Origin of the sequence: Crossiella sp. S99.2 (assembly GCF_023094165.1) — a bacterium.
Taxonomy (GTDB): Bacteria; Actinomycetota; Actinomycetes; order Mycobacteriales; family Pseudonocardiaceae; genus Crossiella.
The window spans coordinates 3,099-24,282 of the sequence record NZ_JALMDK010000007.1 but is presented as its reverse complement, the minus strand read 5'-3'; the positions used below and the strand labels follow the sequence as shown (position 1 = coordinate 24,282).

At 70.8% G+C, this 21,184-nt stretch carries 15 protein-coding genes; 6 read left to right on the top strand and 9 right to left on the bottom strand.

The annotated features are described in order from the left end of the window. Nucleotide 1 precedes the first annotated feature (1 nt). From MZC64_RS48050 to MZC64_RS26670, 7 genes are all read right to left on the bottom strand, one after another. Nucleotides 2-2,389, bottom strand: a complete 2,388-nt coding sequence (locus tag MZC64_RS48050) for a glycoside hydrolase family 95 protein (RefSeq protein WP_282105974.1) — start codon at nt 2,387-2,389, stop codon at nt 2-4. Between the two features lie 8 nt (nt 2,390-2,397). Beyond that, a complete protein-coding gene (locus MZC64_RS26695; RefSeq protein ID WP_247762107.1) occupies nt 2,398-3,291 on the bottom strand; it encodes a carbohydrate ABC transporter permease in 894 nt (297 codons plus the stop codon). A gap of 9 nt (nt 3,292-3,300) precedes the next feature. Next, nucleotides 3,301-4,188 carry a carbohydrate ABC transporter permease gene (locus tag MZC64_RS26690; RefSeq protein ID WP_247762109.1) on the bottom strand — a complete coding sequence of 296 codons (888 nt, stop codon included), beginning with the start codon at nt 4,186-4,188 and terminating at the stop codon, nt 3,301-3,303. Nucleotides 4,189-4,198: 10 nt separating this feature from the next. Further along, nucleotides 4,199-6,232, bottom strand: coding sequence for a fibronectin type III domain-containing protein (locus MZC64_RS26685; protein ID WP_247762111.1), 2,034 nt, complete (start codon nt 6,230-6,232; stop codon nt 4,199-4,201). Nucleotides 6,233-6,257: 25 nt separating this feature from the next. Further along, complete coding sequence (locus tag MZC64_RS26680; protein WP_247762112.1) at nt 6,258-7,346, bottom strand: mandelate racemase/muconate lactonizing enzyme family protein; 1,089 nt, start codon at nt 7,344-7,346, stop codon at nt 6,258-6,260. Nucleotides 7,347-7,500: 154 nt separating this feature from the next. Further along, nucleotides 7,501-8,535, bottom strand: coding sequence for a serine protease (locus tag MZC64_RS26675; protein WP_247762113.1), 1,035 nt, complete (start codon nt 8,533-8,535; stop codon nt 7,501-7,503). A 618-nt stretch (nt 8,536-9,153) separates the two neighbouring features. Next, a complete protein-coding gene (locus tag MZC64_RS26670) occupies nt 9,154-10,647 on the bottom strand; it encodes a class I adenylate-forming enzyme family protein (protein ID WP_247762114.1) in 1,494 nt (497 codons plus the stop codon). 212 nt (nt 10,648-10,859) lie between these two features. On the opposite strand from MZC64_RS26670, the gene MZC64_RS26665 reads away from it, so the two are divergent. Genes MZC64_RS26665 through MZC64_RS26650 form a run of 4 tightly spaced genes read left to right on the top strand, consistent with a single transcriptional unit; the run spans nt 10,860 to nt 16,149 of the window. Further along, nucleotides 10,860-12,446: an NAD(P)-binding domain-containing protein gene (locus MZC64_RS26665; RefSeq protein ID WP_247762122.1), complete on the top strand. Its 1,587-nt coding sequence runs from the start codon at nt 10,860-10,862 to the stop codon at nt 12,444-12,446. Further along, entirely contained in the window at nt 12,443-13,507 is a 1,065-nt protein-coding gene (locus MZC64_RS26660; RefSeq protein ID WP_247762124.1) for an alpha-hydroxy acid oxidase, read from the top strand. Before MZC64_RS26665 ends, MZC64_RS26660 begins: the two co-directional genes overlap by 4 nt. Next, entirely contained in the window at nt 13,501-14,868 is a 1,368-nt protein-coding gene (locus MZC64_RS26655; RefSeq protein ID WP_247797753.1) for a cytochrome P450, read from the top strand. Before MZC64_RS26660 ends, MZC64_RS26655 begins: the two co-directional genes overlap by 7 nt. A 27-nt stretch (nt 14,869-14,895) precedes the next feature. Further along, nucleotides 14,896-16,149: a cation:proton antiporter gene (locus MZC64_RS26650; protein ID WP_247762128.1), complete on the top strand. Its 1,254-nt coding sequence runs from the start codon at nt 14,896-14,898 to the stop codon at nt 16,147-16,149. Nucleotides 16,150-16,512: 363 nt separating this feature from the next. Here the strand turns inward: MZC64_RS26650 and MZC64_RS48045 are convergent, their stop codons facing one another. Then, nucleotides 16,513-16,641 (bottom strand): hypothetical protein, encoded by a 129-nt coding sequence (locus MZC64_RS48045; protein ID WP_282105972.1) that lies wholly within the window; start codon nt 16,639-16,641, stop codon nt 16,513-16,515. Here MZC64_RS48045 and MZC64_RS26645 point away from each other — a divergent pair. Beyond that, nucleotides 16,640-17,452 carry a serine protease gene (locus tag MZC64_RS26645; RefSeq protein ID WP_247762130.1) on the top strand — a complete coding sequence of 271 codons (813 nt, stop codon included), beginning with the start codon at nt 16,640-16,642 and terminating at the stop codon, nt 17,450-17,452. The two genes, MZC64_RS48045 and MZC64_RS26645, sit on opposite strands and share 2 nt — an antisense overlap. Before the next feature lie 59 nt (nt 17,453-17,511). Here the strand turns inward: MZC64_RS26645 and MZC64_RS26640 are convergent, their stop codons facing one another. After that, complete coding sequence (locus MZC64_RS26640; protein WP_247762132.1) at nt 17,512-17,697, bottom strand: hypothetical protein; 186 nt, start codon at nt 17,695-17,697, stop codon at nt 17,512-17,514. Nucleotides 17,698-17,974: 277 nt separating this feature from the next. Here MZC64_RS26640 and MZC64_RS26635 point away from each other — a divergent pair, with 277 nt between their 5' ends. Continuing rightward, complete coding sequence (locus tag MZC64_RS26635; protein WP_247762134.1) at nt 17,975-21,010, top strand: AAA family ATPase; 3,036 nt, start codon at nt 17,975-17,977, stop codon at nt 21,008-21,010. Nucleotides 21,011-21,184: the final 174 nt, after the last annotated feature.

Sequence of the window (21,184 nt, the reverse complement as noted above, 5' to 3'; positions counted from 1 at the left end):
GTCACCCCACCGTGAGCGAGTCGAGCCGGGCGGAACCACCGACGTCGAGGCGGACCTCGGTGGTGCGTTCCCGGTGCCGCACCCGGATCGGCCGGGCCGGGTTGCCGGACAGTCTGTGCACCACGCACTGGGTGAGCAGTCCGCCCCGCCATTCCAGGTCCACGGCGAGGCCGCCGCGGCAGCGCAGGCCGGTGACCGCGCCGTCCGGCCAGTCCTTCGGCAGCGCGGGCAGCAGGTGCACCGCGGAACCGTGGCTCTGCACCACAAGTTCGGACAGGGCGGCGGTGAAGCCGAAGTTGCCGTCGATCTGGAACGGCGGGTGGGTGCTGAACAGGTTGGGCAGCAACCCACCCCACTCGGAACCGTCCACCGGGGCGTTGCGGTGCGGGTCGCCGGTGCAGGGCTGACTGGCTTCCAGGAACAGCTCGCGGGCGGTCTCGCCGTCGCCGAGCCGGGCCCGCAGCGCGATCTTCCAGGCCCAGGACCAGCCCATCGCGCCATTTCCGCGCCGGTCCAGGAGATTCCGGGCGGCCTCGGCGAGTTCGGGAGTGCCGTCGGGGTCGATCTGGTTGAGCGGGAACACCGCGACCATCTGGGACATGTGCCGGTGCCGCGGGTCGACCTCGGGCAGGTCCGCAGCCCACTCGCCGAGCCAGCCGCCCGCGGTGATGGGCAATGGCCGCAGCTTGGGCAGCACCGAGTCGATCTCCAGGCACACCGGATCCTGGCGCAGGCCAAGGACTTCGGCGGCGGCCAGGCAGCGGGTGAAGACCGCGCGGATCAGCGCGACGTCCATGGTCGGGCTGTGCGTCAACGATTCCGGGGTTCCGGCGGCGGCGCGGAAGAGGTTCTCCGGGGACGTGCCGGGCAGCGTGTCCAGGTGCCCGTCGGTGCCTTCGACCAGCCAGTCCAGGCAGAACTCGGCGCAGCCACGCAGCAGCGGCCAGCCGCGCTCGCGCAGAAACTCACCGTCCACTGTGTACTCGTAACGGTCCCAGGCGTGCTGCACCAGCCAGGCCCCGCCCAGCATCCATAGCGCCCAGGACGGGTTGCCATGGCCCATCCCGGCGGGCAGCGCGTAACCCCAGGGATCGGTGTTGTGGTGGGTGACCCAGCCGCGGGCGCCGTACAGCTCGCGGGCCACCTCGGTTCCGGTCACCGCGAGCCGGTCCAGCAGATCGAACAGCGGGTCGTGGCACTCACTGAGCCCGGTGGATTCGGCCGGCCAGTAGTTCATCTGGGTGTTGATGTTGATGGTGTAGTTGGACGACCAGGCCGGGCGCGGGTCGGCGTTCCAGATGCCCTGGAGGTTGGCCGGTGGGCCCGCGCCGGGCCGGGAGGAGGCAGCGAGGAGGTAGCGGCCCCACTGGAAGAGCACGGTGGCGGCGAGCTGTTCGTCGTTGCCGGACAACACCTCGCGGGCCACGTCGACCACGCCGCCACGCCGGTCGCCGATCCGCAGGGTGGTGGCGGCCAGCAATGGGCGCAGGTCGGCCTCGTGTTCGGCGCGCAGTTCGGCGGGGCCGCGCCGGGCGGCCCTGGCGGCGATACCGGTGGCGGTGGCGATGTGGGACTGGCGGGTTCGGGCCGGCGTGCCGGTCCAGTGGTCGGCGGCGCTGGTGGCTGAGGCTAGGGTGATCAGCAGCCGGGTCAAACCGGTGACGGCCAGGCGTCCGTCCACAGTAGACACCATGCCGTCGGTGTTCAGGCGCAGGGCGAGCACGCCGAACGGGTCGTAGCCGTCGATCGGGCCGTCGGCGTAGCGGAGCGGTTCGGCGACCTCGGGTTCGTGCAGTGGCGCGCCGTCGACCGGGATCTGCACGCCGAGCACGAGCCCGTCCGAGTCGGCGGTGGCCAGGACTGTCCGGAGTGGACTGGACAGGGCGAGTCCGGCGTTGAGCCTGCCGCCGGTGACGGTGAGCGAGACGGTGACGGTGCCACTGGGCCTGCTGACCCAGGTCTCGCGTTCCACCTCGCAACTGTCCACAGTGGACTTCTCGCGGATTATTCCGTTGTCCAGGTTGAGATATCGGCCGTGGTACTCGCCATCGCCGTCCAGGGTGAGCAGCAGGTCGCCGAAGGGCAGGAACTCCTGGCTGTACGGTCCTTCGAAGGTCATCAGCAGCTTCTCGGCCAGCCGGTGGTCCCCGGCGAGCAGCGCGGTGCGCACCTCGGCCAGTCGCGCCGGTCCGGCTCCGGCGTCCAAGACGTCGGCCAGCGCGGCGGTCGGTCCGCCGGGGGTGCCGGACCACACGGTGGCGTCATTGAGCTGGATCCGGGCCGCGTGCACACCGCCGAAGACCATCGCACCCAGGCGCCCGTTGCCCAGTGGCAGGGCCTGGTTCCAGTGGTCGGCCGGGTCGGGCCAGAACAGTTCGAGGTCGGTCATCCGCTCGCTCACTTGATGCCGGTGAAGCCGATGGAGTTGACGATCCGCTTGCCGAAGGCGAGCACCAGCAGGAACATCGGCAGCGCGGCGACCAGGGTGGCCGCCATCAGCCCGGCCCAGTCCAAAGCGGACTGCGGCGAGGACTGTTTGAACACGGCCAGCGCCAGGGTCAGCGGGCGGGTGTCCTCGCTGTTGCTGACCAGCAGTGGCCAGATGAAGTAGTTCCAGGTGTTGATGAAGTTGAGCAGGAACACGGTGGCGATCGGCGCGGCCGACATCGGCAGCACGATGGTGGCGAAGATCCGCAGCGGCCCGGCGCCGTCCACAGTGGCCGCTTCCTCGATCTCCCGGTTGAGGCCGAGCATGAACTGCCGCAGGAAGAACAGGGTGAAGCCGGAGAAGATCCCGTAGGGCAGCACCAGCCCGCCGAAGGTGTCGGTCAGGCCGAGATCGCGCACCAGCACGAAGTTGGGCAGCAGGGTCAGGATCTCCGGCACCATCAGCGAGCACAGCAGGACTCCGAAGACCAGGTTGCGGCCGCGCCAGCGGAGCCGGGCGAAGGCGTAGGCCGCGGCGGCGGAGAAGAACACCACCAGCACGGTCTGGGCGGTGGCGTAGATGACGGAGTTCCGCAGGTACAGCGCGGTGTTCAGGGATGCCCCGGACCCACCCTCGGCCAGCGCTTCGGCGGTACTGGCCAATCCGAGCACCCGCTTGAACGCGCCCCAGGTGAAGCCGACCGGGAACAGCGAGGACGGGTCGGTGAGCAGCGCGAAGTTGTTGGACAGCGCGGTGCGCAGGATCCAGTAGAACGGGAACAGCGTCACCGCCATGATCACGATCAGGCACAGCCAGGCCAGGATCCGCCCCGGCGACAACGGTTTCCGCGTGCTGGTTGCCATGTCTGCTCCTCAGTCCAGATCGGACTCGTTGGCGCGGGCGAGTCGCAACTGGATGAAGGTGACCACGATGAGCATCGCGAACAGGGTCAGCGACATCGTGGCGGCGTAACCGAAATCGAACTGGCTGAACGCCTTGTGGTAGATGTACATATTGAGCACGTTGGAGGCATTCGCCGGGCCGCCCTTGGTGGTGACCTGGACGATGTCGAAGATCTGGAAAGCGCTGATGATGTTCAGGATGACCACCATCACCAGCACCGGCCGCAGCAGCGGCAACGTGAGGTGCCGGAACATCTTCAGCTCGCTCGCCCCGTCCACCCGCCCGGCCTCGTACACGGTGGGCGGGATGGCCTGTAGTCCGGCGAAGACCAGCACCGCGTAGTAGCCCATCCACTTCCACACGTTGATCACCGCGAGGGTGGGGATGGCCCAGCCCTCGTTGAAGAAGAACACCGGCTGTCCGAACAGCTCGCGCAGCCACACGTTCACGATGCCCAGCTGCGGGTCGAGCATCAGCTGCCACACCAGCGCGGCCACCACGCCGGAGATGAGGAACGGCAGGATGATCACGCCGCGGATGAGGACCGACTGGGTCAGCCGGTGCAGCATCACCGCGGTCAGCACGGACAGGAACACCCCGAGCAGCACCGAGAGCACCACGAACTCCACGGTGATGCCCAGGGCGTTCCAGAAGACGTCGTCCCGCCAGAGCTGCCGGAAGTTGTCCAGGCCGATCCACTTCGGCGGGGTGAGCACGTGGAACTCGGTGAAGCTCAGGTAGACCCCGCGCAGTGCCGGGTAGGCGAAGAACACGCCGAAGCCCAGCAGCGCGGGCGCCACCAGCAACCAGGCCACCGGGGTGTCCCGGCGCCGGATCCTGTTGCGTTGCACGGTCACCTGGCGCTCCTCAGACCGTGATCTTGTCGATGTCGGCGACGTACTCGCGTGGATTCCCGAACCGCACCGCGTTGGCACCGGCCTTGAGCCGCACCGGCACGGTGATCCGCTGGGGGCGGTCCCACTCGTTGTCGTTGCTGCCCGCCATGGGGATCTGGATCTCCTGCTCCCCCACGCCGAGCACGGCGGTGCGGCCGGAGTCGGCGGCCACGTAGTCGATGGTCATCAGATAGGTGCCGTCGGCCGGGACGGTGACCGCGGGGAAGGTGAGTGTGCCGGAAACGCCGAGGTTGCCTGCCTTGCCGCCCTGGGCACACCCGGAACAGCCCGACCGGCCCGCGCCGCCCGTGAGCACGTTGGCCTGGTCCTCACCCTCGTAACTGCTTGGACCGCCGGCGACGGTGGCCGGGAATTCGGTGCTGGGCAGGGATTTCCGGCCGTCCTTGCCGACCGCGAGCACGGTGATCCGGTGTGCGCTGCCCGGTTCCAGACCGGTGAGGGTGACTCCCGGGCCGGACACGGTGCGCACGCGGTTGCCGTCCAGCAGCACGTCGTAGCCGCTGATTCCCTTGCGGTACGCGGAAGGTTGCCAGGCCAGGGCGAGACTGCCCGCACCGGTCCCGGTGCCGCGGATGATCGTGGGGATCGTCGGCCGATCACCACGGTCTGGCGGCGTGACCCGCAGCAGCCGGGAACCGTGTGCGGGCAGCAGGGCCGAGAACCCGGCGGCGCGGCCGAGTTCCCGGTGGCTCCAGAGGTCGCGAACCCTTGCCTCGCCGGTGAAACCGACGTCCCGCCAGTCCGCGCGCACGGTGGCCGGGGCCGCGCCGAGGTTGAACAGCGCGACCGTGTAGCTGCCGTCGTCGTTGCGCGCGGACCAGACCTGCTGATCACTGGCCTGACTCACCGGGCGAGCGGGTTTCCCGGCCTGGTTAACCGCGATCACCTCATCGTTGGTGATCAGCGAGAGGCCATAACTGTCCAATGTGGTCAGATCGTCGCCGAGGTAGAGCGGACTGGCCTGGATGGCCCAGAACGTCAGATAGCTCTGGCGTTCCGCCTCGGTGAGCCCGTCCATCTCGCCGTTGCCGACGTTGACCGAGTCCAGGTTGTTCCAGTGCCCTGGTCCGGCGTCGTCGATCCACTGCACCACATCGGTCCAGCGCTGCCGCACCGACTGGTCCCACTTCACCAGGGTCTCGCAGTAGCACTCGACATCGGTGTCGATCCGCCAGCCGGTGGTGTATCGCTTCCACTCGGCGGCCTTGGTGTGGGTCAGCGCCCAGGAGATGAGGACCTCCATCGGCCGCCCGGTCCGCTTGATCGCCCGCGACCAGGCCGCCACATCGGCGGTGTTGTCGTAGTTGGGGCCACCCTTGAACGAGCCGGGTCCGACCCCGTCCAGCTTCAGCAGGTCCACGCCCCAGCCGGCCAGGTGCGCGGCGAGGGAGTCGAGGTACTTCTCGGCGCAGGGGTTGCCGAAGTCCATCCGGTAGGCGCTGTCCCAGCCGTTGGTGCGGCGCAGATCCGGGTAGACGATGTCCCTGGTGTGGCAGCCCGGCGCGCCGAAGATCGGGGTGCCGCCGTCGCGGTAGGCCGCCGGGTCGAGGCCGACCGCCAGGTAGGAGCCCATCTTGAGGCCCTTGCGGTGCAGGTAATCGCCGAGGAATTTGATGCCGCGCGGGAAGGTCTTCGGATTGGCCAGGGGCCGCCCGTACTCGTCGAACCCGCCGGCCCACCCGGCGTCCACGTTCACGTACTCGTAGCCGTGCTTGCGCAGTTTCGCGGCCATGACATCGGCCTGGGCCAGCACGTTCTGCTCGGTGAGCCAGCTCGCCGGACCGGTCGGGTTGACCCCGGGATACTTGGTGGCCTGCAAACTCCAGCTGCTCCACCCCAGATAGGGCTTCTGCGCGACCCCGCCTGCCGAGACGTCCACTGTGGACTCCTCCGGCGCCGCAGTAGCGGTGACCGGTTGCAGCAGTGCCAGGGTCAGCGCTCCCGTGCTGAGCATCGCCGCGGCCCGTAACCGACCGGCTCCCATGTCCTCGCCCTTTCGCCGCGCTGGGTCAGGCGATCCGCAGATCGTCCATGGCATCCCGGTCCCAGGCGATGCCCAGGCCAGGGGTCTCCGGCGCGACCGCGTGACCGTCCACAATGGTCAGCTCCGCCGTGGTGATCGCCCGCAACTGCGGGATGTGCTCGACGTAGCGGCCATTGGGCACCGCCGCGGCCAGGCTCACGTGCAGTTCCATCAGGAAGTGCGGGCACACGGCCACGTTGAACGCCTCGGCCAGATGCGCCACCTTGAGCCACGGGGTGATCCCGCCGATCCGGGCCACGTCCACCTGCACGATCCCGGCCGCGCCGCGCTGCAGGTACTCGCGGAACTGGGCGATCGAGTACAGCGATTCGCCCACGGCGATCGGGATGCTGGTCGCGGCGGCCAGCCGCTCGTGCCCGGCCAGGTCGTCGGCGGGCAGTGGTTCCTCCAGCCAGCCCAGGTCCACCTGCTCGAACAGCCGGGCCCGCCGGATCGCCTCGGCCGCGGTCATCGACTGGTTGGCGTCCACCATGAGCGCGAACTCCGGCCCGACCGCGGCCCGCACCGCCCGCAACCTCGCCAGGTCCTCGGCGGCGTTGGGCTTGCCCACCTTGACCTTGACCCCGCGCCACCCGGCCGCGGCCGCCGCGACCGCCCCGGCGACCAGCTCGTCCGGGCTCAGGTGCAGCCAGCCGCCCTCGGTGTCGTAGGCGGGCACCCGGGAGCGGAAGCCGCCGGCCATGCGCCACAACGGTTCCCCGGCCCGCAGACAGCGCAGGTCCCACAGCGCGGTGTCCACCGCGGCCAGGGCCAGGGAGGTGATCGCGCCGACCGTGGTGGCGCGGGTGGAGGCGAACAGCTGCTGCCACAACGACTCGATCAGCCGGGTGTCGACGCCTTCCAGCTGCGGCAACAGGTGATCGCGCAACAAGGCGAGCACCGCGGAGCCGCCGGTGCCGATGGTGTAGCTGTAGCCCAGCCCGACCGCGCCGTCCTCGGTGGTGATCTCCACGAACACGGTCTCCTGGGCCCGGAACGCCTGCACCGCGTCGGTGCGCACCCGCTCCACCTCAAGCTCGACCAGGAACGCCGCCGCCTTGCGCACCGTCGCCACTCGCAGCTCCCACCGTTCTCCATGGATCGTATAGGATCGTGGAAAACGCATTCTTGGGAGCGGGCGGGCTCGCTGTCAACACCCGGCGCGAAACCGTGCCCCGCGGGACACGGGACACGGCACGCGTTACCAGGGCGGCGGAAACCCGCCGTGATCAGCGGTGCGAGGCGCTGGCGTAGAGCTTGCCGGTGATCTCCGGGGTGAACTGCGGCCCGGTCAGGAACCGCGCGCACCCGGGCGCTGGCTGCTGCCCCGGCTTCGGCGACTCGCACCTGTTGCCCTTGCCGTCGAGGTAGCCACCCTGGGTGTTGACGCCGACCACGGCGCCCAGGCCGAGCTTGTCGTTGAGCAGGGCGATCCGCGGCCCGCCACTGGCCCCACCGCCCATATCGCAGCCGACGCCCCACATGTCCGGCGAGGAGGGCCATTCGGCGCTACCGAGATCACGTCGCGGTGTGCCCCAGCACCGGGCCGGGCGCATCCCGGTGAACTCCGGCCGTCCCTGGTGCCCCGGCTTGCGGGCGGCCCTCGGGTACCCGAACTCGGTCGCGGGCAGTCCGCCCGGCAGTCCGATCGCCAGGTTCTGCGCGATCACCCCGTCCTCGGCCTTGCGTCCCTGGGCATCCGGCCCGAGCACCACGAAGGCCTGGTCGAAGTTGCTTTGCTGGTCGTCCTCCCGCCAGGTGCGGTGGATGAGAAGGCTGCGGGCCACGAACGCGCCGTTGGGCATGGTGTTGTCCCGGAATCCGGGCGCCCACAACACCTTCTCGTGCCACTGCGGGTCCCGCCCGAGCAGGTCCGCGGAGTGCACGCAGTGCCCGCCGGTGACCAGGGTGTCGCGGTTGGCCGAGCGCACCAGGGTGGCGGTGCAGCTGGAGTCCTCGCCGCGCCCGACGAAGAAGAGCCGACCGACCGTTCGGTCGAGGGCGGTGCCCGGGGCCACGCTCGCTCCGTCCGGCCCGTTCTCCGGCGGCCCGCCCGGCCCGGGATCCCCGACCTCCAGGCGGGCGATCCGCTCCGGCGTCCAGTAGTCGCGCACGGCCTGTTGTTCGGCGGCGGACTGGGCGAGATCCTGCACCAGCACCTCCCCCGGCGCCGCGGTGGCGACCGGGCTGATCAGGCTCGCGCCCAAGGCAAGCAGGGCGATGGCCACGGTCCGCGACCGCCCCCGGAACTCGAAGTTCGTCATGTCGGGGGATGCTCGCCGACCGGTGTGTGGAACCTGTTTGGAAACGGTGATGATCTCGTCTGTCACACCATCCGGGCAGCCGGTTCCGCCGACGCCGCGAACGTCATAAAGTGCTCGCCATGTCACAGCCTGTTTCCGACCCCCAGCCCATCCCCTCCGCCCCGGCGCCGACGCCCATGGAGGACACCCTGACCATGAGCCTGGAAGAACTCCGAGCCCTGATCGACTGACCCGGCCATCGCACGCCACTGGATCCCACCTGTGTCGCCAGGTGGGATCATCCGTGTCCACTCCGGCTAGACAGCCTGCGACACAACGGAACCGCTAGTCGAGGACGATCTCGATGTCCGCGGTGGCCACGGTCCGGGGACCTTCCAGCACCGGCATCCTGGCCCCGCGCGCAGGTGCGGCCGCAGGAGTTCCGGCGCGAGGAAACCGATCAGGCAACGCCGCCAACCATCCGGTAGGCACTCGGTCTCCGGCAGCAACAGGGTGTGCGCCTCAGTCGGCGGCCGCTCGATTCGCTGCACTCCCGGATCATGCCCGGCGGCGTCATGCCTCCGCAGCCGGTTTCCGCACCCCGCCCGACCGGTCGGTAGGGACGCGATCCGCCGCAGCTCAGTGCCTCGGCAACTCCGTGAGCAACGCCCGCTTGTCCGGCTTGTCACTGGCCGCCACCGGCACCGACTCCCGCACCGAGATGGTCGCCGGCACCGCCGCCGCCCCCAGTTCCGCCGCCACCCGCGCCCGCAACGCGGCCAGGTCCGGCACCCGCCCCCGCACCGGCACCACGAACGCGTGCGCCGCCTCCCCCGTCCGCTCATCCGGCGCCCCCACCACATACGCCTGATCCACGTCCGGATGGCTCGCCAGTGCCTGCTCGATCGCGCCCGCGTAGTGGATGATCGCGTTGACGATCACCACATCTCGGGCCCGTCCGGTCAGGTACAGGTAGCCGTGCTCGTCGAGGCGGCCCAGGTCACGGGTGCGGAGCCAGCCGTCCTGGAGGATCTCCCTGGTTTGCCCGGGGTCGTTCCAGTAGCCGACCGTCTGGTAGGCGGCCTTCACCCAGATCTCGCCGGAGGTGCCGGCCGGGACGGGGTTGTGCTCGGGGTCGCGGATCTCCAGGGTGACCGCCGGGTAGGGCTTGCCTACCGATCGGATGGTGTCCGGGTGGGCGGCGACGTCGGTGGGAGTCAGCAGGGTGAGCAGGCCGATCTCGGTCTGACCGTAGGCTTGGTGGATCGCGGGCCCGATGCGTTGGTATGCCTCGGTCAGCCGGTGCGGGGCCAGCGGTGACCCGGAGATGATCAGCGCGCGCAGCGTGCTGAGGTCGACGTCCTTGGTGCGCAAGGTGTCCAGGACGTGGTGCAGGCGCGGGACGGTGAGCATGCTGGCGGTGATCCGCAAGTCCTCGATCACCGCGGGGAAGTCGGGCAGACCCTGCGGGATCACCGCGGTGCCACCGGAACATAGGCACAGTCCGAGGAACTCCTGCATGACCGCGCTGCTCAACGTGCCGAACAGCAGGAACCTGCGGAATGCCTCGGCCAGCCGGATCGCCGGGGCGGTCCAGGTCTCGGGATTCCACGACCACTGGGTGGTCAGCGCGCCGTAGGTCAGCGCGGCGCGCTTGGGTGTGCCGGTGCTGCCGCTGGTGAGGATGAGCAGCGCGACCTCCGCCGGGTCGCCGGTGGCCACCGGTTCCTCGTAGCCGCCGAGCAGGTCCGGTCCCAGGCACAGGAACTGGATGTCACCGGCGGCGGTCCGTAGGTCTGGCGTGTCGGTGGTGTGGTCGAGGACCAGTGCGTCCAGGCCGGCCAGCGCGGCCGGAAGCTGGCCGGCACTCAGGCCGGGGCGCAGGCCCAGCACCCGGCAACCGAGGGTCAGCGCGGCCAGGTGCAGGGCGAAGGCATCGGGGGTGACGGCGGTGGACACGCCGAGTCCGCTGCCCCGGCCGAGACCGGCGGCCCGCAGGCCACCGCGGAACCGGCCGACCAGGTCGAGCAGTTCGGCGCGGGTGAGCACCCGGGAACCGTGCTCGAACGCGGGCGCGTCAGGCGCGCCGGCCAGCGCGTCCAGCAGGGACTGGGGGTACACACCGCTGCGCATGAGCCGACACCTACCACCGTCGGCCGCACCCGCCGATAGCCGACAGAATGTCGACAGGAAATTAGGGCCGATCGGCCCACTCCGTAACTTGATCCCATTTGTTTCGCCACCTACTTTAGACTGTGAACCAGATCACCTGGTGTCGATAGGATGGTGTTGTTGACTATTAAAGGACCGGCACGTCATCTTGTTCACGGAAGTGGAGAAATCAGATGACCGAAGAGCGTTCGGTGGAATACCTGGTGGTGGGCGGCGGCCCGGCCGGGCTCCAGATGGGGTATTTCCTGGAGCAGGCGGGACGCGACTACCTGATCGTCGAGGGCGGCGCGGCGCCCGGCGCGTTCTTCGCCCGCTTCCCCCGGCACCGGAAGCTGATCTCCATCAACAAGGTGCACACCGGCTGGGACGACCCGGAGCTGCGGCTGCGCACCGACTGGAACTCGCTGCTCTCCACCGAGTTCTCCCCGCTGTTCACCGGCTACACCCCGCGCTACTTCCCCGACGCCGAGGACATGGTCCGCTACCTGGCCGACTTCGCCACCGAGCACAAGCTCCGGATCAGGCACAACACCCGGATCACCCGGATCAGCCGGCCGGATGCCTTTGTCGCCACCGACAGTGACGGCAACACCTACCGGGCCGAGCGGATCATCATGGCCACCGGGGTGTCCCGCCCGCACATCCCGGCCGACATCGACGGGGTCGAACTGGCCGAGCCCTACGGCGAGGTGTCCACCGATCCGGCGGATTTCGTGGGCCAGAAGGTGCTGATCATCGGTCGCGGGAACTCCGCGTTCGAGACCGCGGACAGCCTGATCGAGACCGCCGCGGTGATCCATCTGGCCGGACCGCGGCCACTGCGGTTCGCCTGGCAGACCCACTTCGTCGGGCACCTGCGGGCGGTGAACAACAACTTCCTGGACACCTACCAGCTCAAATCCCAGAACGCACTGCTGGACGGCCGCATTGTCAGCATTCGGCGCGATGGGGAGAAGTTCCTGGTGCGGGTGGGCTTTGTCAGGGTGAACGAGGTGGTCAAGGAAATTTCCTATGACCGGGTGATCCTGGCGACCGGCTTCCGGTTCGACGCCTCGATTTTTGATCAGGAATGCCGACCGGAACTGACCATTTCCGATCGTTTCCCGGCGCAGACCGACGCCTGGGAGTCGGTGAACGTGCCCGGTCTGCACTTCGCCGGCACGATCACCCAGGTCCGCGACTTCAAGAAGTCCACCAGCGGGTTCATCCACGGCTTCCGCTACGGCGTGCGCGCCCTGCACCGCATCCTGGAACAGCGCCATCACGACCAGTCCTGGCCCAGTCACGACCTCTCCCCCACCGCCGAGGCGGCCACCGACGCGATCATCGAGCGGGTCAACCGCACCTCGGCGCTGTGGCAGCTCTTCGGTTTCCTCGGCGACGCGGTGCTCATCCGACCGGACGGTAGGTTGCGCTTCACCGAGGAGGTGCCGGTGGCGCACCTGCACACCGCGGTGGCCGGCGGCGAGTTCGGCCCGGTCGACTCCTACTTGAGCGTGACCCTGGAATACGGGCTGGACCACGATCAGGTGGACCCGTTCGACATCAAGATCGACCGGATGTCGCAGCAGGACACCAGCGGCCTGGACGCGCGCTACCTGCACCCGGTCGTGCGACATTTCCGGGCTGGGGAACTGCTCGCCGAGCACCACATCACGGAGAACCTGGAGAACGAGTGGGACAGCGAGGCGGTGCACCGGGCCCCGCTGCGTGAGTTCCTGCGCCGCCAGCTCGCCCCGGCCCAGGTGGGCATGCCGTGACCGACTCGCTGGCCGGGCTGCACGAGCGGGCACGCCAGCGCCTGGACCCGGTGCACTACGACTTCTTCGCCGGCGGGGCGGGCGCGGAGGTCGCGCTCGCTGAGAACGAACGCGCCTTCGGCCGCCTCGCCCTGCGGCCCAGGGTGTTGCGCGGCAACGACATCCGCGATCTGCGCACCATGCTGCCCGGGGCACTGGCGGCACTGCCGGTGTTCGTGGCGCCGACCGCCTTCCACCGCCTCGCCCACCCCGACGGCGAACTGGCCACCGCGCGGGCCACCGCCGCGGCCGGGGCGGTGCTGATCTCCAGCATGGCCGCCACGGTGGCCATCGGCGAGGTGGCGGCGGCGGCCAGGGCGGTGGATCCGGCCGCCGCGGTGTGGTTCCAGCTGTACCTGCAACGGGATCCGGCGGTCACCGAGCACCTGGTGCGGCGCGCGGAGGCGGCGGGCTGCTCGGCGCTGGTGATCACCGTGGACTCGCCGGTGTTCGGGCGGCGGGAACGCGATCAGCGCAACGGCTTCCACGAGCTGCCAGCCGGGTTGACCACGGCGAACATGCAGGACCTGCCGGGCGGTCCACGGGAGATCGACATGTCCGCCGACTTCTCCTGGGCGCATCTGGCCAGGTTGCGCGCGCTGACCCGGTTGCCGTTGCTGCTCAAGGGAATCCTGCACCCGGCGGACGCCCGGTTGGCCGTGGAAGCCGGACTGGACGGGATCATCGTGTCCAACCACGGCGGCCGCCAGCTCGACGCCGCCCAGGCCACCATCGAGGCCCTGCCCCCCATTGTGTCCACTGTGGACGGCGAGATCCCGGTGCTACTGGACGGCGGGGTGCGCCGCGGCAGCGACGCGGTGATCGCGCTGGCCCTGGGCGCGACCGCGGTCGGTCTGGGCCGCCCGGTGCTGTGGGGACTGGCCGCGGCCGGGGAATCCGGTGTGCGCCAGGTACTCGAGCTGATCCGGACCGAACTGGACCACGTGCTCGCCCTGTGCGGGGCGAGCCGCCCGGCCGAGCTGACCGCGGACCTGGTGGTGCCGAGGGGGTGCCGGTGCTGAAACCGTTGCGCTGGCTGGCCGCGGTCGCGGTGCTGACCGCGCCGCACTGGCTGCCCAAGCGGGTGACCGCGTTGCGCGGCAAGGTGTTCACCCTGGTCAATGGCGATGCCGCGGTGACCTTCCCGAACGCCGAGGTCGGCCCGGATCGGTTCCAGGAGGTCTACTCGCACCCGGCTGCGACCGGTCGCAGCAAGGGCGCGGGCCTGTCCGACCTGTTCTGGTACTGGCTCGCACCCGGCCCGGAAATCCACCAGGAGCACCTGGAACCCGGTCCGCGCTACGACGAGGTCGCCGCCGCCACCGCGCGGATCCTGGCCGGCACCAGCGAGGAACTGACCACGCTGGCCGCCCGCTGCGCCGGGCAGGTGCTCGACGAGCTGACGCCCGGCGAGATCACCCTGGTCCGCTTGCGGGACCTGATGATGCCGGTGTGGGCGGAGTTCTTCTACGAGCTGGTCTTCCGCGAACCCTGCCCGCGCGCGGCCCGCGACCTGATCATCGGGCACGCCGACGACGTGGTGACCGCGTTGAAGTGCACCGGATTGCGCCACCCGGAACGCCGCGCCCGGCTCACCCGCTACCTGCACCACCGGGTCCGCGACGGCGACATCCCGCACGAACTCCCAAGTGGACTGTCCACACTGGACACCGCGCATTACCTGCAGGGCACCTTCTTCAACACCGCGGTCGTTCAATCCGCCGAGGCCATGGCGCACCTACTCCTTGCCCTGGCGCAGAATCCGCCGGTGCGCCAACGACTGACCGAGCGGCCCGCGGACGGCCGCTACTTCAACCAGGTGCTGGATGAGACCTTCCGGCTGTACCCGCTGTTCGGCATCGCGCACCGGATCGCCACCGCGGACCTCGAACTCGACGACGGTCCGACCTACCCGCGCGGCAGCGTGCTGTGCTTCAACTATCCCGACTATCAGGCCACCGGCTGCCCGCGGCCGGAGGTCTTCGATCCGGAGCGCTGGACCGACCGCACCACCCGGCCGCAGCATCACATCCCGTTCGGCATCGCGGCGAACCGGCCCTGCCCGGCCTGGCGGCTGTCCCCGTTGGTGATGCGCGCGGTGAGCCGGGAAGTGTTGCGGCGCTTCAGTTTGGACTCCCCGGTCAGCCACACCCGCCCACTGCCCAACCGCGCTCCCTGCCTACTGATCCGGCACGGCGCCCGGCCCCGGCACCTGCCCGCGGTCCGGATCTTCCTGCGGGTGCGGGACCGCTGCGAGGATGTGTCCCGCAGCCTGGTCCAGCTGGTGCTGGGCACCGTGATGGTCCTGGACGCCCGGCGGCAACGCCTGGCGGGCAGGTACTTCGACACCCACACCGAGCAGGGTTGCCCGGCACACCACTAGGTTTCTCTCAGCGAAGGACGGAAACCCATGTCCAACACCGAGTTAGCCCCGGCGTTCTTCCTCGCGGTGGTGGTCATCCTGCTGACCTGCCGACTGGTCGGCTGGGCGCTGCGCGCACTCGGCCAGCCGCCGGTGGTCGGCGAGATGGTGGCCGGTGTCGTGCTGGGCCCGTCGGTGCTGGGCCTGATCGCGCCCGCCGCCGAGGCCGCGCTGTTCCCGCAGCAACTGCGGCCGGTGCTCTACGTGGTGGGGCAGATCGGCCTGGTGGTGTTCATGTTCCAGGCGGGCTACGAGTTCCGGGTGGACCGGCTGCGCGCGGTGGCCCGCTCGGCCACGGCGATCTCGCTGGCCGGGGTGCTCGCGCCGCTGCTGCTGGGCATCGGGCTGACCGTGCTGGCCGACGGACTGGTGGATGTGTTCCCGGACAACGTGTCGCTGACGGTGTCCGCGTTGTTCGTCGGCGTGGCGCTGTCCATCACCGCCTTTCCCATGCTGGCCCGCATCATCACCGAACGCGGCCTGACCGGCTCCCGGTTCGGCTCCATCGCGATGGCCTCCGGCGCACTGGACGACGCGGTGGCCTGGGTGCTGCTGGCCGGGGTGCTCAGCATCGCCGGGGGCAGCGCCGGACCGTTCGCGGTGGCCATCGGCGGCACCCTCGGCCTGGTGCTGATCCTGACCCTGCTGGCCCGCGGCAGCAACCGGGTGGCCGCGCTGGCCGGGCGGGTCACCGCGGAGAACCTGGTGCTGGTACTGGTGATCGCGCTGTTCCTGGCCGCCTGGTACACCGATGTGATCGGCCTGTACGCGGTCTTCGGCGCGTTCAGCCTCGGCGTGGTCTTCCCCAGATCCGAGGCGGTGGACCAGGCCGTGCACACCCTGCGGCCGGTCGGCGCGGTGCTGCTGCCGCTGTTCTTCACCTACTCCGGCCTCAACACCGACTTCGGCCTGCTCTTCCACGCCGATCTGCTGCTGTTCACCCTGGCCTGCGTGCTGGCCGCGGTGGCGGGCAAGTTCGGCGCCTGCTGGCTGGCCGCCCGGCTCACCGGGGAGGAACCAGCGGTGGCGGTGCGGGTCGGCACGCTGATGAACGCGCGCGGGCTGATGCAGCTCATCGCGATCAACGTGGGGCTGGCCGCCGGGATCGTCACCAAGGAACTGTTCAGCGCACTGGTGGTGGTCGCGCTGGTGACCACGATGATGGCCACGCCGATGCTCAGCTTCTGGGACCGGCGGGACCGCAAGCGGCAACGCGCCGACGAACTCACCCAGGTCTCGTGATCCTCAGAGCCGCGGCAGCACCGCCTGCGCCACCTCGGTCAGCTTGCGCTCCGGCACGACCTTGGGCGCGGACAGGATCATCGTGCCGCTGCGCCTGGCCACCGCCAGCACCGTGCTCCGCCCGTTCCGGTAGGCGCAGGTGTAGCCCCCCGCCTTCCTTGTCCTCGGCGGCGCCGAGCCTGGTTCCCTTGGCGCTGCCCAGGATCCGGGTGACCTCCCGGCCTGGAGCAGCGGGCAGGCGGCGGTGAGCTTCGGTGACTGGGACGCGGCCGAGGTGGGCGGTAACAGGGGCTGCGCGGGCCGTGCGGAGCAACCGCTTGCCAGAACGACGGCGTGCCGGTTCGACCCGGTGTCAGCCGGATGTTAGAAGTCCTGCCGTTCCGGAACTTTGCGCCATCGCCCTGCCGGATAGCCGCCAACGGCCCTGCCGCGGCGGACCCGCGCTGATACCACCGAGGCGAACTCGCCCTTGCCCAGTAAGGAGTTCGTCATGGTCACACGATCGTCAACCCTGCTCGGCGCACTGCTCGCGGCGGCGCTGCTCGCGCCCGGCCCCATCGCGAACGGCACGCCGTCGGACATCCTCGGCTACTGGACGCCGGACCGGATGGCCGCTGCCACCTCGCCGGACACCGGCGAACCGGCCCTCGGCGACCCGGCCGCCGGAGTCCTGGCCGAACTGACCAAGGCCCCCCGGCCCTACACCGCGCCCGGCGTTCGGGTGCACGGCAAGGTGTTCTGGACCAAGAGCGGCCGGAACAGCTGGTGTTCGGCGAGCGTGGTCACCGCGCCGAACAAGAGCGTGGTGTGGTCGGCCGCGCACTGCCTCGCCGGCACCACCAACGTGATGTTCGTGCCCGCCTACAACTCCGCGGGCAGCGGGGACGCGCCGTACGGACGCTGGCCCGCCCGCAAGGTGGCCACCAGCGGCAACGACCACGCGCTGGCCGTGGTCGGCCAGGTCGGCGGGAAGAACCTGGAGGATGTGGTGGGCGCCAACGGGATCCGGTTCACCGGGCCGGTCGGCGGGCGCACCACGGTGTGGGGTTACCCGGCGGCGCGGATCTGGACCGGACGGGACCTGACCTACTGCAACCAGCCGACCCAGCTCAGCGGGTCCAGCGTGCGCACCGCCTGTGACACCGAGGGCGGCAGCAGCGGCGGCGGGTACATCACCGGGTCGAGCACACCGACCGGGCTGGGATATCTGTGGGCCAACCACTCGGCCGGGGCGGGGGCGACCGCGATCGGCGTGGTCTTCGGCGCGACCGCGGAACGGTTGTACCGGGCCAACATGAACTAGCCCCGCACAGCGCGGCGCCCCGCCGAACGGTTCGGCGGGGCGCCGCGTGCCGGGTGGGCTCAGCAGCTCACGCCGAGCAGGGCCGCCAGGGCCTTGACCACGGCCTTGGAGGTGCCGGCCACGGTCGCGTCCAGGTACTCCGCGATCGGGGTGATCTCCGCGGCCGAGGCGGAGCCACCGGCGATGAGAGCGACGACCGGAATGGTGAGCGCGACAGCGGCGGTGCGGCGGGCCCAGGTGCGCATGTCTTCTCCTTCAGATTCGACCAGGTGGAGCAGCGGGGGCTGCCCTGTGCGGAATACTGGCCACTACCGAACGGTCGGTAGGCGCGCTTTACCAGGGGTTTGCGCCGCGGAAACGGCGACCACACGACCGAGTGAGGCCCGGTAACCCGGCCGACACGAGCCGCGGGCCGGGCGGTGTCAACGACCGGGCGGGCGGACCTGGGTGCCGCCCTGCGTTCCGGCGCGTTGCGGTGCCACGGTGGCACCGGGGATGCTGGAGTTGGATCAAGGGGGCGGGATGCGGACACTTCTCGGCCGGGAGCTGCCCGAGGCCGAGCTGGCCGCCACGCTGGACCAGGCCGCGGCGGGGCGGGGCGGACTGGCGCTGCTCACCGGTGAGGCGGGGATCGGCAAGACCGCGCTGGCCGAACAGGTCAGCGCGAGCGCGTCCGCGCGCGGGTTCCGGACCCGCTGGGGCGCCAGTGGCGGGCCGGCGTTCTGGCCGTGGATCCAGGTGTTGCGGCAGCACCACGGCGAGCTGGGCACCGGCGGCGAGCACCCATGGCTGCGGCCGCTGCCTGCCTCGGCGCGGCCGGATGAGTTCGCGCGGTACCGGCTCTTCGACGATCTGACCGGGTTGCTGACCGCCGATGGCGTGCCGACGCTGGTGGTGCTCGACGACCTGCACTGGGCCGATGAGGGCACGGTGCGCTGCCTGGAGTTCCTGGCGCCGCAGTTGCGTTCGGCCGCGCTGCTGGTGATCGGGACCTGCCGGGAGGCGCCCGAGGGTGAGCTGGCCCGGCTGGGCACCCGGATCGAGCTGGGCGGGCTGGACATGGGCGCGACCGGGTCGCTGCTGGGGCAAGTCACCGGGTCTGCGCCGGAGCCCGCGCTGGTGGCCGCGGTGCACGAGCGCTGCGGCGGGAATCCGTTCCTGGCCACCGAGGTGGCCCGGTTGCTGCGGCACACCGCGGCCCCGGTGGCGCTGACCGCGGTGCCCTCCGGGGTGCGGCAGGTGACCGCGTTGCGGCTGGCCGAACTGTCGAGGGAGACGGTGGAACTGCTGTGCCAGGCGGCGGTGCTGGGCCTGTCGGTGGACGTCGCCGAGCTGGCCGAACTGGCCGGGATCGAGCCACCCGAGGTGTGGTCCCGCCTGGCCGAACCCCTCCGCCGCGGCCTGATTGGCACTCAAGCGGAGCAGATGCTACGCTTTCCGCACAGCCTGCTACGGGAAGCGGTGGCCGACCGGATCCCCGCACCGGAGCGAGCCGCGTTGCATCGCCGGGCCGCCACGGCGATCGCCGCGTGCGCCCGCGCCGATGAGGCGTCCGACCGGCTCGCCGAGCACCTCACCCTGGGCGACCGGCCGGACGAGGCCGCCGTGCACCGGGTCCGCGCGGGCCGCGCCGCACTCCGGGCGCTGGCCTACGAGGACGCGGCCGTCAGCTTCCAACGGGCCCTGGACCTGTTGGGCGACGACGACCGCGACCGGGTCCGGCGCGCCCGGATCCTGCTGGCGCTCGCGGAGGCACGCTCGTACTCGGGCGCGCTCACCGAAGCGGTGGCCGGGTACGAGCAGGCGTTCGAGCTGGCTCGCACGGTCCAGGACGGCGAGACCGCGGCTCGGGCCGCACTGGGCTGCTGCGTAGGCAACCAGCTCGCACTGCACGAACCCCGCCTGGTCCGGCGCCTGGAGCTGGCCCTGGACGGGCTGCCGCCAGGCGACGGCGAGCTGCGCGCCCGGGTACTGGCGCGGCTGGCCAAGGAACTGGACCCGGCGGAGACCAGCTGGGAACGCCGGGGGGTGGTGGCCGGGCAGGCACTGGCCATGGCCCGCAGGCTGAGCGACCCCGGGTCGCCGGGCGACCCGGGTGGGCAGCACGGACAGAGCAGGCAGGGCGAGCTGGACAGCGAAGGAGGACAGCGCAGCGCAGGTGAGCGGGGCAGTTCCGGTGGACGGGGCAGTTCCGGCGGGCTGGAAAGCTCCGCCAGGCAGGACAATCCCGGCCGGTGGGGTAGCTCGGCCAGGCAGGACAACGGCAGCTCTGGCGGGCGGGGCAGTGCGGCCTGGCAGGGCGAGGCGGCTGGTCAGGGTAGCTCGGGCGGACCGGGCAGCCCGGCGGGCCTGAGCCCCACCAGGTCGGGCACTCCGGCCGGGCTAAGCGGTTCGCCCGGCTCGGGCAATCCCGCCGGGCTGAGCAGTTCGACCGGTTCGGGCACTCCGGCCGGGTTGAGCAGGCCGACCAGCTCCGGCAATCCGGCTCCCCTGGGCCGCCCCGCCGGCCCAGGCACTCCGCCGAGTCCAGGCTCTCCCGACGAGCTGAGCGGTCAGGCCACCCTGGCCGAGGTGCTCGCCGTGTACCACCAGGCCATGTGGTCGCCGCACAACGCGCGGGAGCGGCTGGTGATCGCCACCGAGGCCGCTGCCGCGGCCGAACGGGCCGGTGCCGACCTGGTCGCCATGGAGGCGCATCTGTGGTGCTTGCTGGCCAATCTGGACCTGGGCGAGCGCAACGCCATGGAGTCCGGGCTGGCGGTCACCGGCGCGCTGGCCGAACGGCTGCGGCATCCGCTGTGGCTGTACTACCAGCGGCTGTGCGCGGCCACGATCCGGCACGCCGACGGCGACTTCGCCGAAGCCGAGGCGCTGACCCGTCAGGCCCTGGTGCACGGCCGCCAGGCCAACCACCCCCTCGCCGAAGCCTCCTTCCAGCACCACCTGGCCCGCCTGGCCCTGGACCGCGGCGACCTGGCCACCGCGCACGCCGCCACCGACGCCTACACCACCCTGGTGGGCGCGGTGCCCATGCTGTCCCCCGCGCTGCGTTGCGTCACGGTGTGGCTGCGCGCCCACCTCGGCCATCACGTGGAGGCCAGGGCCCTGCTCGACCGCCTGCTCGCCGACGGCGCCAAACCCCTGATCGACACCACCGTCGGCATGCCGGTGACCCTGCTCCTGGCCGAGGTGGCCCACCTCACCGGCGCGGCCGAACACGCCCCCACCCTCGCCGAAACCCTGCGCCCGTACGCGGGTCTGGTCGCCACTTCCGCGGGCTGTCCGCTGGGCCTGGTGTCGCACGCGCTGGCGAACCTGGCGGTGCTGACGGATCGGCCGGAGGAGGCCGAGTCGCACTTCCAGTCCACTGTGGACCAGGCGCGGCGGATGGGTGCGCGGCCGTGGCTGGCCAGGGCTCGGACGGACTACGCGACGTTGTTGCTGGCGGGTGGGGATCCCGCTGGCCTGGAGCAGGCACGGTTGGCCGAGGTGGAGGCGACGGCGCTGGGGATGCCGGCGGTGGTGGCGCAGGCGAAGGCGCTGCGCGAACAGCGGTAGCGGCCCGAGCAAGGAGGGTATGCGAGCGGCGGTGGCGGCTCGGGCAAGGACGTTGCGCCCGCGGCGGTAACGGCCCGAACGAAGAGGTTGCGCCCGCGGCGGTAACGGCCCGAACGAAGAGGTTGCGCCCGCGGCGGTAACGGCCCGAACGAAGAGGTTGCGCCCGCGGCGGTC